The sequence below is a fragment of the Streptococcus criceti HS-6 genome (assembly GCF_000187975.2).
Classification (GTDB): Bacteria; Bacillota; Bacilli; order Lactobacillales; family Streptococcaceae; genus Streptococcus; species Streptococcus criceti.
Window position 1 is genome coordinate 439,476 of record NZ_AEUV02000002.1, and the last position, 15,276, is coordinate 454,751.

The following is a 15,276-nucleotide window of genomic DNA, read 5'->3' on the forward strand; positions in this document are numbered from 1 at the left end:
ATTAGGCGTGTTCGCTTCTTTGGTGGCGGGCCTCATCCAATAAAACTCAGTTATTTGACTGGGTAGGAAGAAAGGGACTATAACATGAAATTCAATAAAAAAATGCTACTAGCCTCAACACTTGCTTTGTCTATCTTTGCAGCCACTAAAGTTCAGGCTGAAGATGTCAATGCCAATCAAAACTGGACGCCCCGTTCTGTCGAAGAAGTTAAAGCTGACTTGGCTAACCAAGGTGACACAACAACCTATACTGTTAAGCCAGGTGATACGCTCAGCACGATTGCCGAAGCTATGGGAATTGATGTTAATGTCTTGGCTAAGGTCAATGCCATTGCGGATGTCAATGTGATTTTTCCAGGCACTGTCATTACGGCCACTTATGATGCTAACCACAGTGCGACAGGTGTGACTATTCAGGCTGCCGATCAAACAGCTCCACAAGCTTCTGTTGATTTATCCAATAATCAGGTGACCGTTGGTGATAATACAACTTCTTTGGATGCTATTGAAACACCAGCTTCGAGTGAAGCACCAGCTGCTGATACTAGCCAAGCTATGCCTGCTCCGGAGGCACCTGCATCTGAGCAAGCTCAAACTTCAGAAGTAGCTAGTCAAGCACCAGTTTCATCGGAAACAGCGAACCAAGCTCAAGCAGAAACTGTTAATCCAGACAATCAAGCAACTGATGCGGCGCAGCCAGTGGCTGAACAAGTTCAGGCCGATCAAACAGCTCCGCAAGCCCAAGAGCCAGCCAGCTCAGAAATGCCCGCCGCTTCATCAGAAGACAATTTGTCAGAAGCTTCAGTACCAGTTTCTGAAAGCCAAGCTCAAGCAGAAGCTCCTGCTGACCAACAGGCACCAGTAGCTCCAGAGGCAGAGCAGCCAACAGCGACTGAGCAAGCCGCTCCGCAAAATGCTTCTGTTGATACAACAGGTCTTCAACCATCAGCAGCCAATTTCGCTAATGATGTTGCTAACCGTTATGGAACCACTGATATCGGCGGTGTTCGTCCAGGTGACTCAGGCGATCACGGAACTGGTAATGCTGTTGATGTCATGACTTATGATGATACTCAACTCGGTCAAGAAGTTGCTAATTATGCCACTTCAAACATGGAAGCAAATAATATCTCTTACGTGATTTATCAGCAAAAATTCTATGCTCCAACCGATAATATCTATGGTCCGGCTTACACTTGGAATGACATGCCAGACCGTGGTGATGCAACAGCTAATCACATGGACCATGTCCACGTGTCATTCAACAACTAATTAGTGATTTAAGATAAGAAAGCACCTAACGGCATTCATAGCTAGGTGCTTTTTTGTATACAGGTCTAAAGACAGGTTTTACTCAATGTCCAAAGGAACTCGGTGCTGGGGTGCCGGAAACAGTTTGTTAAGCTGTTCCATAATGTCAGGGGTGAGCTTGACGTCTTGGGCAGCGATGAGTTCCTTCATGTGTGTCACTTGTCCTGTTCGGGGAATTGAGATCATATTAGGCTGGGCCAGAGTGAAAGCCAGTAAAAGTTGGTAAATATTGATATTTAATGCTTGGGCAATATCAGCGAGACTCTTATTGTGGAGTAGCTTTCTTTGCAAGGATCCTGCTTGAGCTAAAGGACAGTAAGCAATCGTGGGAATATGATGCTGGTCCTGAAAGGGTTTCAAACAGTATTCGATACCACGGGAGCCTAGGTGATATAAAACTTCGTTAGCTTGGCAATGACTGCCTGTTGGCAAGGCTAGGAGTTCTTCTATATCTTCTAGATCGAAATTAGAGACTCCCCAAGCTTTGATTTTTCCCTTGCTTTTTAAACGTTCTAACTCAGACACCGTTTCGGAAAGTGGGGTTCCGCCACGCCAGTGGTAGAGGTAAAGGTCTAAATAATCTGATTGTAAGGCTTTAAGTGAAGCATCGAGACTGGCCTCCATACGCTTTTTGTTAGCATTTGAAGGAAGAACTTTGGAAATAAGGTAGAGCTTATCGCGATTGAAAGGCTGAATGGCCTTACCGACCAACCTCTCGGCTTTACCATTACCGTACATTTCTGCTGTATCAATAATGGTTACCCCTCTATCCAAAGCATACTGTAAGGCGGCTAGTTCTTCTTTTTCAGCAGATGCTTTTTCTCCTAAGAACCAGGTCCCGATTCCTAATTTAGGTTGTAGTAATAAGGCATTATGCATAATGAGTACCTCCGACTTAATGCTATAGAATTTGGCATGCAGACTTTCGCCTGTTTATTTTTGCATTTTGTAAAGAATAGAAGCTAACTTTAGAATGAAAAAATCTGAAAGCTTTCTTGGATCATGGCCAGTTTTCTCGGTAATTTTATTAAGTTTATACTGGACTGTGTTTTTGTGGATAAATAGTTTTTCGGCGCATTTTTTAATACTGCCGTTACAAGTTTCGTAGGTATCTAAAAGCGGTATCATGTCTTCAATGTCTTTTTGAGAGAGATGGGTAAAAATCTTATCTAAAAAATACTTTTTATTAGTATCGGCAATACTGTGCAGAACCAGTCCATATTCCATATCGCTAAATAAAAGTTCTCGTTTTTGATAAAACGTCTTATTCCAGCCCAGAGCTGTTTTGGCTTGGCTGATACTCCGATTTAATTCATTTTTTCCTTGCCCAGACATTCCAACACCGAACAATAAGGTGGTGTTATATTTCTTTTTGATAACGTCATCTATCTTTTTAATAATTTTAGAAGCAGCTGAAGGCTGTTTGAGCTGTAAGAGAACCAGAATCATATTTCCCCTAACTTCAAAGATGGCATCTTCATCTCCCAAGAGAAGCTCCAAATCCAGATAAACATTAGAAATATCCTCAAAATATTGCTCCGTGAGACGGTCATCGCTTGGCAAACCAACAATAGCTGTATATTTTTTAGACGACAGATTGATACCATAAAGCATTTCAACTGAAAAAGCATCGCTCTGATCATCATTTTGAATATAATCAATAATGTTTCGGTGGACATTGCGCCGATTATAAACAAGCTCCCTAGCGGCGTTATTTAGGATTAAAACTTTGGTCATCTCTTTAATAATTTCTCCATATTGAGCGACCTCTTCTTTTTTGCCAGTGATACCGATAACGCCAACGATTTGGTTATCAATATCAACAGGTAGGTTGATCCCTTGTTTAGCCCCCTCGTATTGGTTATCGAATTCAATGACGATAGGCTGATTTTTATCAAGAGCAAACTGCGCCCCTTCATGATTGACTTGACCGATACGGTTAGGATCGGTGCTGGCAATAATGACTCCCTCGGTCGAAAAGAAGTTCAGTTCCTGATTGATAATTTTTTTCATACGAGTCAGGATATCCTGGACGACACTAGCCTCAATCATAAGTTTTTCCTCCCCTTATCCTTACACAGGTGCTAGAGTTATTATACTACTTTTGGTATTAGTTTTTGTAATAAAAAAGAACGATGGTTAGTCGGTCGCAGTTTTTTGGATAAAAGTGTCAAAAAGAGAATAATCTTTAGGCTCTCATGCCTTTCTATTGCTTAAACAATGCGGACTATTCCTTTCATTCCAATTGCTATCGCCAAAGCATTAAGTTTTTGAAATTCTAAATAGGATTAGCTGTTAAGAAAATAATTTGTTATGTATACCAAAGAACATGGGGAAACTTTCTAGTAAACTATAGTTTGTGAAACGTTGAACATAAAAAGAGGGATGTGGTACCATGAAGCCATCGGAACTGAGGATAGAGTTGTTATTTATGATAGCCTGTCAATTCTCAGACATCGGTAATTGAGAATGCTAATGCAGGGATGTCACTATAAAGTGTTTTATCTTGGTTAATTGCTTTCTCAATGTTAAATTTCAATACTAAAGGAGTACGATTATGGACAGTGGACTAATTAGCTTGTTAGGTGTTCTGGCTGCCTTGACCTTTTTGATCTGGGGATCTTATAAGCAGTTTCCTATTCTGATTTTAGGACCGGTTGCCTCTCTTATCGTTATTCTCTTGTCAGGCTTACCAGTGACAAAGAGTTTAACGACTGACTACGCCTCAGCTTTTGCTGATTTCGCAAAAGACAATTTTTTGATTTTCTTACCAGCAACGATTCTTGGTTCGATGCTCGGAGACTGCGGAGCAGCCCAAGATATTGCTAATAAGATTGCAGAGTGGTCTTTAAAGATGGGCAATAAAAATGCTAAGTTTTGGGTTTTAATGGGGCTTTCTCTCATTACGGCTATTCTCTCATTTGGTGGTGTTAGTGGTTTCGTTGTTATCTTTACCATTGCTCCTATATGTTTCCGTATTTTTAAAGAGTTGGATATTCCTTGGCATTTCATCATTGCTGTTGCGGTTTATGGTGGATCTATGTGGACAGCTATCCTACCAGGTTCGCCTGCCATTCAAAATTTGATTCCGATGGAGACATTAGGAACCAAACCAACGGCGGCACCCATACTTGGTATTATCGCTGCCGGCGTATCCATCATCTTTGGGGCTTGGTATATCTGGTGGATGCTCAAACGCAATGAAAAGCGCGGAGAAGGTTTCGAAAAGACTGGGCATAAAATGGAAGAAGCTTCGCAAATTTTAGCCTTAAAGGCTATGGATAAAAAGACGACAACGCTAGATTTTATCAAAGCACTTGTGCCCTCTATTGTTCTGATTGTCGCTATGAATGTTTTTAATGTCCCTCCTTACCTTTCTTTGACTCTGGGCTGCTTGGCTTGCTTTGCTCTCTACTATAATAAATTTGCTAACTTTAAAAATACCATGGCTGACGGTGTGAACTCAACGATGAAGTCTATCATGAATGTTGCCTCTGTTGTTGGTTTCGGTGGTATTGTTGCTGCGGCACCAGGCTTTGATTATCTGGTTAATAACTTGGACAAAATCCCAGGACCGCCGCTGATTCAATTAGCGATTGCGACGAACTTAATTGCTGGTATTACAGGTTCTGCTTCGGGTGGTGAAGCTATTTCGCTCAATGTCTTTGCACCGCGTTTCTTAAAACAAGGTATCAGCGCAGATGTTTTGCACCGTATGGTTAATATCTCTTGTTACGGTTTGGATTCTCTGCCCCACAACGGTTCGGTTATCAACCGTCTCAACTATACTCACTTAACTCATAAAGAAGGCTACTATCATGAATTTTGGCTGGGAGCTGCTTTCCCTCTGTTGAATTCAGTTTTCATTGCTATTATCGCCTCGTTTGGTATTGTTTAAGGCCAATTATCACATTTGAAGGAGCGTCAAGAAAAAGATAGCCTGCCTTATGCGCAAGGGCATGGCGTCAGCCTCCTATTTTCTTCTCGCTTTCTTAACGCCCTTAGTATCTTATGTAATTGAACACGGCTACGACACTGTGCAAAAAGATAAAGACTTCCTAGATGCTAGGCATCTTCGTCAGCTTTCCTATTTTGCTGTGTGTCGCTTACGCCTTTGTATCTTAAATAAAGGAGAAAAATATGGGTAAAGCACCGAAAGTCATTGAAATGGCTGTTTATCCTGTTGCTGGTCATGACAGTCCCTTGCTAACGTTAAGTGGCTGTCACGCTCCTTACTTTACAAGAAATATTGTTGTTTTAAAAGACGATAGCGGTAATCTTGGTATCGGAGAAATACACGGCGGAGAGCATATTACCAAGCAGATTGAGAGCTATAAGCCCTTTGTTCTTGGTGAACGGGTCAGTGAATACCGCAAGGTTCTGACCAATATTCGCAGGAGCCGTGAGAGAGCGGCCCAAGATACTGGTGAGGGTCTGCAGCAGTTAAATATTTCCAATTTAAAATTTGTTGTTCAGTCTGAAGCAGCTGTTGAATGTGCCATGCTGGATCTGCTTGGGAAGTTCTTAGAGCTGCCTGTTGCTGCCCTTTTGGGTGAAGGTGGTATTCAACGTGATGAGGTTGAGTTCTTAGGTTATCTCTTTTACTCGGCAGATTCTTCCAAGATTGATTTACCCTATGAAAAGGGTGATGGCAGCGACAGCTGGGAGTCTTTGCGCCGAACGGAAATGATGACACCTGAGGCGATTGTCAAACAGGCGCGCGTGCTCAAAGACAAATATGGTTTTAATAATTTTAAATTAAAGGGCGGTGTTTTAGCCGGTGCAGAAGAAATGAAGGCGGTTGACGCTTTGAAGGCTGCTTTTCCGGATGCTCGCATCAACATTGATCCTAACGGAGCCTGGACGCTGGAAGAAGCGGTTACTCTGACACAAGACCGTAAAAATGTGCTGACTTATATTGAGGATCCTTGCGGTCCGGAACAGGGCTTCTCCAGTCGGGAAATCATGGCAGAATACCGCGATGCCACGGGAATTCCTGTGGCGACCAATATGATTGCGACCAACTGGCGGCAATTTCACCATGCTGCGGCTCTGCGCAGCGTCAATATTGTTTTAGCCGACCCGCATTTTTGGACTCTAAATGGCAGTGTTCGCATGGCTTATCTCTTGAATGAATGGGGGATGACTTGGGGCTCGCATTCCAATAATCATTTTGACATTACCCTTGCGACTTTTGTACAGGTTGCGGCTGCAGCTCCAGGCAAGATTGCTCCGGTCGATACCCACTGGATCTGGCAGGACGGTGAGTCCTTGCTTAAAGAACCGCTCAGCTTTATTGATGGGAAAATCAAGCTTCCGGATAAACCCGGCTTAGGTGTTGAGATTGATTTGGATAAATTAGGGAAGCAAAATGAACTTTACCATCAAATGGCATTTAAAGATCGTGATGATACGATTGCTATGCAGTATTTAGAAAAAGATTGGCAGTTCGATCCTAATCGGCCGGTCTTCTGTCACTGATTACATGGAGGTTCGATTGTATGATAGATAAGATTATAAAAGTTGAAGTAAAGTTGATACGCGTTCCGCTCAAAAAGCCTGTCAGTGATGCCAAGGTTATCCAAGGTAAGCAGACACCCCTAAAAGAAGTCATGATTACAGCGGCTCTTATTGAAACTGAAGCAGGCTACACGGGGATGGGCTATACTTATTGTAAGCGTAATGGTGGCCCGGCTCAGTATGCTCTGTCAAAAGAATATGCACCCTTGCTGCTGGGACAGGATCCTAATGACATTAGTCGTCTGTGGAATAAATTGCTGTGGTCCAGTATTTCCATCGGCAATACCGGTGTTGCTGTTCAAGGAATCACGCCTTTTGATATTGCCCTGTGGGATATTAAGGCTAAGCGTGCCGGTCTCCCTTTGAGTAAACTCTTGGGTCAGCACAAGGAATACGTTCCTTGCTACAATACAACCGGCGGTTTTCTGCAAGATACCATTGAAGAGGTCATTGCCCATGCTCGTACAGTATTGGAACAAGGTGTCGGCGGTGTAAAAATTAAGGTCGGCCAACCCGACTACAAGGAGGATGTCAAACGTGTCGCTGCTTTGAGGAAAGCGCTGGGTGATGATGTCCCTATTATGATTGATGCTAATCAGCAGTGGGATGTCTCAACGGCCCTTAAGGCTGGTAAGTATTTTGATGACTACAATCTCGTCTGGTTTGAAGAGCCTGTAACCTGCCATGATGTTGAAGGCCACCTGCGCCTGTCACAAGCTCTGGGGACACCGATTGCAACAGGAGAGATGCTGACCAGTTATGAAGAAGGGGTTCCCTTCTTTGAAAAACGGGCTTTTGATGTCTGTCAATTAGATGCACCGCGTATCGGCGGCATCACACAGTTTCAAAAGGTACTTCAGCGGGCAGAAGAAAATCATTTAGTGTTGGCGCCGCACTACAGTATGGAACTTCATTTACCGCTGACAGCCTGCTATAGCGGTGATGCTTGGGTGGAACATTTTGAATGGTTTGAAACAGTGGGACTCTTTGAAGAAAAGGTAGAATTGGTAGATGGCAAGATGAAAGTGCCGACACGTCTAGGCCTAGGATTGACCCTCAATCAGGATGTTTTGCCGGACTTACAAGTAGATGCTCAGCTGTTTCAATAAGCAGTAATTTATAAAAAATGATTTCGGAGGATAAAATATGTCAGTGCCTACAGTTGTTAAAATGGATGTTTATCCGGTTGCTGGATATGATTCCATGCTATTAAATCTGAGCGGAGCTCATGGGCCCTACTTCACGCGCAATGTGGTGATTCTGGAGGATAGCTCAGGTAATCTGGGTGTCGGCGAGGTTCCGGGCGGCCAGAAAATTACAGATACTTTGGAAAAGGCTAAAGAATTGGTTGTCGGACGCAGCATCGGAGAGTACAAGAATATTGTCAAAGAAATTGGTCAGCAATTTGGCCAGCTTGACTCAGGCGGCCGCGGTCTCCAAACGTTTGACCTCCGGACAACTGTTCACGTTCAAACAGCAGTAGAAACGCCTTTGCTTGACCTTTTGGGTCAGCATCTGCAAGTGCCGGTGGCTGCTCTTTTAGGAGATGGACAAGTTCGTGAAGATGTGCCTTTCTTAGGTTATCTCTTCTATGTTGCTGATCCTAATAAAACCGATCTTCCTTATCTACAAGGAGATGACGATTCCGATGACTGGGGCCGCCTGCGTCGCAAGGAAGCTATGACACCGGAAGCTATTGTTGATTTAGCCAAGGCTGCCTACAAGCGCTACGGCTTTAAGGATTTTAAACTTAAAGGCGGAGTTCTGGAGGGCAAGGAAGAAGCTAAGGCTATTAAAGCTTTGAAAAAAGAATTTCCAAATGCCCGTATCACTCTTGATCCAAACGGTGCTTGGTCCTTGAAGGAGGCCATTGAAATCGGTAAAGATTTAAAGGGCATTGCTGCTTATATCGAAGACCCTTGTGGGGCAGAAGATGGCTTTAGTGGCCGTGAAGTCATGGCCGAATTTGTCAAAGCTACTGGAATTCCGACGGCAACCAATATGGTTGCGACAGACTGGCGGCAAATGCAGCATTCTGTTGCTTTGCATTCTGTAACGATTCCGCTTGCTGATCCGCATTTCTGGACCATGCAGGGCTCTGTCCGTGTCGCTCAGATGTGCCATGACTTTGGTATGACTTGGGGCGTTCACTCCAATAACCACTTCGATATTTCCTTGGCCATGGTAGCCCATGCGGCTGCTGCAGCACCGGGTGACATCAATGCTTGTGACACGCATTATATTTGGCAGGATGGTCAGGCTCTGACCGAAAATCCTTATATTATCAGAGATGGTGTCATTCATATTGCCAAAGATTCTGTTGGTTTAGGAATCAAACCTGATCTGGCTGCCATCAAAAAAGCCCATCAGCTCTACCTTGATAAGAATCTTGGCGCGCGTGATGATGCGGCTGCCATGCAATATTTGATTCCAGATTGGACGTTTGACAATAAAAAGCCAAGTTTAGTAAGATAGGAGATAATCTCAGTGTTTGATAAAGACGATGTAAAAGGTATTATCGTTCCGATTATTACACCGGTAGACGATAATGAAAATATTGATGATGTCAGATTAAGAAAGATTGTTAATCATGTCATTGACAATGGAGTACACGGCATTTTAGCCTTTGGCAGCAATTCAGAGTTTTACATGTTTGAACCGGATGAAATGTTTTGTGCCCTCGATGTGATGTTGGAAGAAGCTGCTGGCCGTGTTCCTATTTATTTTGGCATAGGGACTATTCGTACCCGCAAATGTATTGAGCTTGCGCAGGGAGCTGCCAAAAGAGACATTGCTGCTGTATCCATTTTGAATCCGATGTTTATTAAGCCGACACCAGAGGCTTTATACCATCATTTTAAGGCTATTGCGGACAGTATTTCGGATACGGCCGTGTTGATTTACAATAATCCCGGTCGCTCTGGCTATTCTGTTCCGTTGGATATTATTGTCTGTTTAGCTCACGATGTGCCCAATATCATCGGTATCAAGGAGTCAAGCGGAGATATCACATTTTGCAGTGAATTGGTCCGCCAGACTCAGGATGTCAATTTCCGAGTGCTAACGGGTAAGGATACCGTTGTATTTCCGGGGCTCTGCGTAGGAGCTGTCGGCAGTGTTTGCTCGACGGCGAATATGTACACTCGATTGGTCAGCAGCATCTATGATTACTATGTTGCTGGTGATTTCGATAAATCTCTGGAAGCTCAGTTTAAACTAAATCCAATTCGTCTGTCTCAGGATGCGGCAAGTTTCCCAGCTGCTACTAAAGATATGGCCAATCTGATGGGAATGGACGTTGGTAAATCAATCTTGCCGACAGAAGCAACAGTAGGCCCTGTCCTAGAAAAAATGAAAGAAGAAATGCGCAAAGGTGGTTTTCTTCCATCTGAATAATAATATTAGCAGGAGGTATCTGTATGGGGAAAAGGATTGTCATTGCATCGGACTCTTTTAAGGGCAGTGCCAGTTCTAAAGAGGTTGGAACCTATATTTCTGAAGGTATCCGCAGCCTATATCCTGATTATGAGACCAAAATTTTTGCGATTGCAGACGGCGGTGAAGGAACGGTTGATGCTATTCTTGATGTTAATCACGGTGAAAAGGTTACAGTTTGTGTGCAAGGGCCGCTCGGTACCCCTGTCAACGCTTCCTATGCTATTATTGACGATGGAAAAACGGCTGTCTTGGAGATGGCATCAGCTTCTGGTATTACCTTGATTGCGCCTGAGTCTTTAAATGTGATGCAAGCTTCCACCTACGGTACTGGGCAGCTCATAAAAGATGCTCTGGAGCATGGTGTAGAACGTATTTACATCGGCATCGGTGGTTCAGCGACTAATGACGGTGGCTTGGGCATGGCATCAGCGTTGGGTGTCAGATTCTTTGATAGCCACCAACAAGAACTAGCAGCGACAGCTGAAAATTTAGGAAAAATAGCTGACTTGGATGCTTCTGCTATAAGGGATAGCTGTCGCTCGGTAGAATTACATATTCTATCTGATGTGACCAATCCGCTTTGCGGTGATAACGGTGCGACAGCAGTTTATGGGCCGCAAAAAGGTGCCACTGTTGACCTAATTGCTGTTTTAGATGAGGGTCTTGCCAATTTCGCTGAGGTTATTAAGAGACGTTTGCAAAAGGATATTAAAGATATTCCCGGAGCAGGGGCGGCTGGCGGCCTTGGAGCTGGTTTGATGGCCTTCTTGGATGGTAAATTAGAGCGTGGTATTGATAAGATTCTGGAAATGATCCATATTGAGGAAGATATCAAACAGGCGGATTTGGTTATCACTGGCGAAGGGCGTATGGACGGCCAGTCCATCAACGGGAAGGCCCCTATTGGCATTGCTGCCATTGCTCAGAAATATCATGTGCCTACGGTGGCTATTGTTGGTAGCCGTTCTTTAGACTTGGATGACGTTTACCATCAGGGTATAGCGGGTGTCTTTGATGTCGTTAATCGGCCAATGAGCTTGGAAGAGGCTATGGCTGATACGAGAACTTTAGTCGCTTCAGCCAGTCGTAATCTTATCAGTTTATTTGGTACATTGACCAAATAATTGACGATAACACCTTATAATTGTAGTATATAGACTATTTATCTTGCTGTTAAGGTCTGTTACAATGTAGAATAAGAATTTAGAAGGGATGTAATTAAAGATGAAAATCGGATTTGTCGGATTAGGTATTATGGGAAAACCAATGGCTATCAATCTAGTAAAAGCTGGTCATGAAGTCTATGGTTTCGATTTTAATCAAGCGGGTATTGATGCTTTGGTGGCGACCGGTGGTCATGCTGCAGACAGTGGCAAGGATGCCGCTCAGAAGGGCGATATCGTGATTACTATGCTGCCAAATTCACCGCACGTCAAAGCAGCCTTGTTTGATGAAAATGGGATTGCTGAAGGTTTGAGTGCCGGTCAAACAGTTATTGACATGAGTTCTATTTCACCAGTAGCTAGTAAAGAGTTTCATGATAAATTGAAGGAACAGTCTGTTTCCTTCTTAGATGCTCCTGTATCTGGCGGTGAACCTAAGGCCATTGACGGGACTATTGCTGTTATGGTTGGCGGTGACGAAAAAGTCTTTGAACAATATAAGGATGTCCTGCAGGCTATGGCTAGCAGTGTAACCTTAGTCGGTGAAGTTGGTGCTGGTAATCTGACTAAGTTGGCTAATCAAATGATTGTTGCAGTCAATATTGCGGCGGTGTCAGAAGCCTACTCTTTGGCTAAGAAGGCTGGTGTTGATCCATCGCGGGTTTACGAAGCTATTCGAGGCGGTCTTGCTGGCTCAACTGTTATGGACCAAAAGTCACAAAAAATCTTTGACGGTGACTTTGCGCCAGGCTTCCGTATTGATTTGCATATCAAGGATTTACAAAACGCTCTGGATGCTTCGCATTCCTACAATGTCTCAACGCCGTTCACAGCTCAAGCCATGGAAATTTTACAAGTGCTGAAAGCTCATGATTACGGTTCAGACGACCATTCAGCCATTGCCCGTTACTATGAGTTGGTCAACGGACAAAAACTGCAGTAGGTTGATCTTTACAAGTGTTAAAATACTTACAGATAAAAAATTAGTGCTCAGAAGGAGGTCTTAAAGGCGGAAACTTCTTGAAAAACGATAGCACTGAGAGAGCCAGCAGGCGACCGATTCAGTGGTGTTGCTGGCTTTTTTTAATTTGTGAAAAAGTATTTGACTTAAGGTAAGACTTTCAAAAAGTTGAATGATTTTTATGGAAGGATTGGATTTCTATATTAGCGGATTTAATCCTTTTGCTTTTACCTTGGTAGGTTTTATCAGAACTTTGCTATAATTAAGCGTATAAAGAAACTCTCAGAGGATAAGGTTAGGAGACTATTATGACAGGAACCAAGCAGTACAATTGGGCAACATTAGGAACGGGTGTCATTGCTAATGAGTTAGCTCAGGCCTTGCAGGCTCAGGGCAGAAAACTCTACTCAGTTGCTAATCGCACTTACGAAAAGGGCGTGGCCTTTGCTGAAAAATATAGGATTGAGAAAGTCTATGACAAGATTGATGAGGTGTTTGAAGATCCAGCCGTTGATATTATTTATATCTCAACACCCCACAATACCCATATCAATTTCCTGCGTAAGGCTTTGGCCCACGGTAAGCATGTGCTCTGTGAAAAATCTATTACCCTTAATTCTGAAGAGTTAGAAGAGGCTATTCACTTAGCTGAGGACAATCATGTTGTCTTAGCAGAAGCTATGACGATTTTCCACATGCCTATTTACCGCCAATTATCAGAGATTGTGAATTCGGGGAAATTAGGTGAGCTCAAGCTTATCCAGATGAATTTTGGCAGCTATAAGGACTATGATATGACCAATCGCTTCTTTAGTCGTGATTTAGCCGGCGGTGCCTTATTGGATATCGGCGTCTACGCTTTGTCCTTTGTTCGCTGGTTTATGGCATCGAGCCCCAACCAAATAGCATCGCAGGTTAAGCTGGCACCGACTGGTGTAGATGAGCAGGTCGGTATTCTTTTGACCAATGAGCAAGGTCAAATGGCGACGATTACCCTCAGCCTCCACGCTAAGCAGCCTAAACGGGGAACCATTGCTTATGATAAAGGCTATATCGAACTTTATGACTATCCGCGCGGTCAAAAAGCAGTCATCACCTATACCGAGGATGGCCATCAGGAAGTGGTCGAAGCAGGCGACACTTTGCAGGCTCTCGCTTACGAAGTCGCTGATATGGAAAAGGCTGTCGCAGGTATCGAAAACACCATGCATCTGGATTACACGCAGGATGTCATGGTTATCATGACCCAGCTGCGAAGGGAATGGGGAATGACCTATCCTGAAGAAGAATAAAAACAACTCAAGATTGTACTTATCTTGAGTCTATAGCTGTTGTCAGTTATTGTGTCCGGTCAATTGTACTATAAAAATTCTCCAACAACTGCAGTTTTTAGGACTGAAATGATCAAAAATTAAGCCAGACAAAAAGCCGTCTATGTCAGGTTCAAGCCAAGACTGTATTTGAACAAAAGAGTTTCTGCATACAACATGCAGAGCTTTTTGTTAAGCCGCTGTAAAATGATGAGGCTTGAAATTTTTAAAGACAGGATTTTCGAAATAGCAAGAGAGAATATGTTACAAAACCTAACATCAATTTGTATATTTTCCTTGGCAAGTTATCTTTTGTGGGCTATAATGTAAGTATTCTGATAAAGGGAGGATAGATATGAACAACAAAAAGAGAAACAAAGGTGCTCTCTTGGGAGCTGCTTTTATCATGGCAACATCTGCTGTCGGGCCTGGTTTCTTAACACAAACGGCAAAATTTACCAGTGACTTCTCAGCTAGCTTTGGCTTTGTTATTCTTGCTTCGATTGCTTTAGCCTTGATTGTTCAGACCAATATCTGGCGTGTATTGACGGTCAGCGGTTTGAGAGGACAGGATATTGCTAATAAAGTGCTGCCGGGATTAGGCTATGTTCTGGCTTTTCTGATCGTTTTAGGCGGTCTTGTTTTTAATATTGGAAATGTCGGCGGAGGAGCGCTTGGTTTTAATACCTTGTTGGGTCTTCCTACAGAAGTCGGTTATTTCTTAGCTGGCGGTCTGGCCATTTTAATTTTTCTCTTTAAAAATGCCATGACAGCTATGGATACTTTCACCAAGATATTGGGCGGCCTGATGATTCTCGTCATCTTTCTTGTTATTCTCATTGTTAATCCTCCTTATGGAAGCGCTTTAAAAGAGACCTTTATGCCATCAGCAGGCTTTTCAAATCTATTCAATGCTATTTTAACGCTTTTAGGTGGCACGGTTGGAGGCTACATTACCTTTGCAGGAGCTCACCGTTTGATTGATGCTGGTTTTACAGGACAGGAAAATTTAGATCATGTGAAGAAAAGTTCCATCACGGGAATTTCGATTGCAACAATTGTTCGCATTTTCTTATTTCTGGCCATCTTAGGTGTTGTTGCCAAAGGTGCTGCCCTAGATCCCAATAATCCAGCAGCAGATGCTTTCAAGCAGGGAGCTGGCGAACTTGGCTACCGTTTCTTTGGCTTGGTGCTTTTGTCAGCAGCTTTAACTTCAATCGTTGGTGCAGCCTATACCTCGGTTTCTTTCCTAAAGACCTTGAGCAAGACAGTTGCTAAATACGAAAAAGCGGTTACCATTATTTTTATCATTATTTCGACCCTCATCATGGCTTTTTTAGGACAGCCGGCCAATTTACTGGTTGTTGCTGGGGCTTTAAATGGTCTGATTTTGCCTTTGACTTTAGGCATTTGCCTCATTGCCAGCCAAAAAACCAGCATTATGGGGTCGGTTTATAAGCATCCTAAATGGCTGTTCTGGCTGGGTGTCATTGTTGTTGCGATTACGGCTTATTTAGGAATAGTGTCCTTAGGAAATCTGGGGCAATTGTTCTCATAATGAGAATGAAAGGAG

Annotated in this window: 12 protein-coding genes; 10 read left to right on the top strand and 2 right to left on the bottom strand. The window is 43.3% G+C overall.

All coding sequences use genetic code 11. The features are described from left to right. The first annotated feature begins 84 nt into the window (after positions 1-84). Entirely contained in the window at positions 85-1,272 is a 1,188-nt protein-coding gene (locus STRCR_RS02175; RefSeq protein ID WP_004225908.1) for a LysM peptidoglycan-binding domain-containing protein, read from the top strand. A gap of 78 nt (positions 1,273-1,350) precedes the next feature. Here the strand turns inward: STRCR_RS02175 and STRCR_RS02180 are convergent, their stop codons facing one another. Both STRCR_RS02180 and STRCR_RS02185 read right to left on the bottom strand, forming a co-directional pair. After that, complete coding sequence (locus tag STRCR_RS02180; RefSeq protein ID WP_004227249.1) at positions 1,351-2,190, bottom strand: aldo/keto reductase; 840 nt, start codon at positions 2,188-2,190, stop codon at positions 1,351-1,353. A gap of 54 nt (positions 2,191-2,244) precedes the next feature. Next, positions 2,245-3,363 (bottom strand): CdaR family transcriptional regulator, encoded by a 1,119-nt coding sequence (locus STRCR_RS02185; protein WP_004228057.1) that lies wholly within the window; start codon positions 3,361-3,363, stop codon positions 2,245-2,247. Between the two features lie 505 nt (positions 3,364-3,868). On the opposite strand from STRCR_RS02185, the gene STRCR_RS02190 reads away from it, so the two are divergent. The 9 genes from STRCR_RS02190 (at position 3,869) to STRCR_RS02230 (ending at position 15,261) form a co-directional block, all read left to right on the top strand. After that, positions 3,869-5,209: a GntP family permease gene (locus STRCR_RS02190; RefSeq protein ID WP_004229566.1), complete on the top strand. Its 1,341-nt coding sequence runs from the start codon at positions 3,869-3,871 to the stop codon at positions 5,207-5,209. Between the two features lie 242 nt (positions 5,210-5,451). Next, the gene (locus tag STRCR_RS02195; protein WP_004229498.1) at positions 5,452-6,792 is read left to right on the top strand and encodes an enolase C-terminal domain-like protein; all 1,341 of its coding nucleotides are present in this window, start codon (positions 5,452-5,454) and stop codon (positions 6,790-6,792) included. A gap of 20 nt (positions 6,793-6,812) precedes the next feature. Beyond that, positions 6,813-7,940, top strand: a complete 1,128-nt coding sequence (locus tag STRCR_RS02200) for an L-talarate/galactarate dehydratase (RefSeq protein ID WP_003048825.1) — start codon at positions 6,813-6,815, stop codon at positions 7,938-7,940. Between the two features lie 37 nt (positions 7,941-7,977). Then, the gene (locus tag STRCR_RS02205) at positions 7,978-9,306 is read left to right on the top strand and encodes an enolase C-terminal domain-like protein (protein WP_004226481.1); all 1,329 of its coding nucleotides are present in this window, start codon (positions 7,978-7,980) and stop codon (positions 9,304-9,306) included. 12 nt (positions 9,307-9,318) lie between these two features. Further along, positions 9,319-10,227: a dihydrodipicolinate synthase family protein gene (locus STRCR_RS02210; protein WP_004226053.1), complete on the top strand. Its 909-nt coding sequence runs from the start codon at positions 9,319-9,321 to the stop codon at positions 10,225-10,227. 23 nt (positions 10,228-10,250) lie between these two features. After that, on the top strand, positions 10,251-11,393 hold the full coding sequence (locus STRCR_RS02215) for a glycerate kinase (RefSeq protein WP_004226527.1): 1,143 nt from the start codon (positions 10,251-10,253) through the stop codon (positions 11,391-11,393). A 100-nt stretch (positions 11,394-11,493) separates the two neighbouring features. Continuing rightward, the gene (gene garR, locus STRCR_RS02220; RefSeq protein WP_004228294.1) at positions 11,494-12,375 is read left to right on the top strand and encodes a 2-hydroxy-3-oxopropionate reductase; all 882 of its coding nucleotides are present in this window, start codon (positions 11,494-11,496) and stop codon (positions 12,373-12,375) included. A gap of 326 nt (positions 12,376-12,701) precedes the next feature. Further along, positions 12,702-13,685, top strand: a complete 984-nt coding sequence (locus tag STRCR_RS02225; protein ID WP_004229304.1) for a Gfo/Idh/MocA family protein — start codon at positions 12,702-12,704, stop codon at positions 13,683-13,685. A gap of 373 nt (positions 13,686-14,058) precedes the next feature. Next, entirely contained in the window at positions 14,059-15,261 is a 1,203-nt protein-coding gene (locus tag STRCR_RS02230) for an NRAMP family divalent metal transporter (protein ID WP_004226801.1), read from the top strand. Positions 15,262-15,276: the final 15 nt, after the last annotated feature.

What these genes read in the sequence shown, in the direction of transcription:
- STRCR_RS02175 (WP_004225908.1), top strand. Translation starts at nt 85, where the DNA reads ATGAAATTCAATAAAAAAATGCTACTAGCCTCAACACTTGCTTTGTCT.
- STRCR_RS02180 (WP_004227249.1), bottom strand. Translation starts at nt 2,190, where the DNA reads ATGCATAATGCCTTATTACTACAACCTAAATTAGGAATCGGGACCTGG.
- STRCR_RS02185 (WP_004228057.1), bottom strand. Translation starts at nt 3,363, where the DNA reads ATGATTGAGGCTAGTGTCGTCCAGGATATCCTGACTCGTATGAAAAAA.
- STRCR_RS02190 (WP_004229566.1), top strand. Translation starts at nt 3,869, where the DNA reads ATGGACAGTGGACTAATTAGCTTGTTAGGTGTTCTGGCTGCCTTGACC.
- STRCR_RS02195 (WP_004229498.1), top strand. Translation starts at nt 5,452, where the DNA reads ATGGGTAAAGCACCGAAAGTCATTGAAATGGCTGTTTATCCTGTTGCT.
- STRCR_RS02200 (WP_003048825.1), top strand. Translation starts at nt 6,813, where the DNA reads ATGATAGATAAGATTATAAAAGTTGAAGTAAAGTTGATACGCGTTCCG.
- STRCR_RS02205 (WP_004226481.1), top strand. Translation starts at nt 7,978, where the DNA reads ATGTCAGTGCCTACAGTTGTTAAAATGGATGTTTATCCGGTTGCTGGA.
- STRCR_RS02215 (WP_004226527.1), top strand. Translation starts at nt 10,251, where the DNA reads ATGGGGAAAAGGATTGTCATTGCATCGGACTCTTTTAAGGGCAGTGCC.
- garR (WP_004228294.1), top strand. Translation starts at nt 11,494, where the DNA reads ATGAAAATCGGATTTGTCGGATTAGGTATTATGGGAAAACCAATGGCT.
- STRCR_RS02225 (WP_004229304.1), top strand. Translation starts at nt 12,702, where the DNA reads ATGACAGGAACCAAGCAGTACAATTGGGCAACATTAGGAACGGGTGTC.
- STRCR_RS02230 (WP_004226801.1), top strand. Translation starts at nt 14,059, where the DNA reads ATGAACAACAAAAAGAGAAACAAAGGTGCTCTCTTGGGAGCTGCTTTT.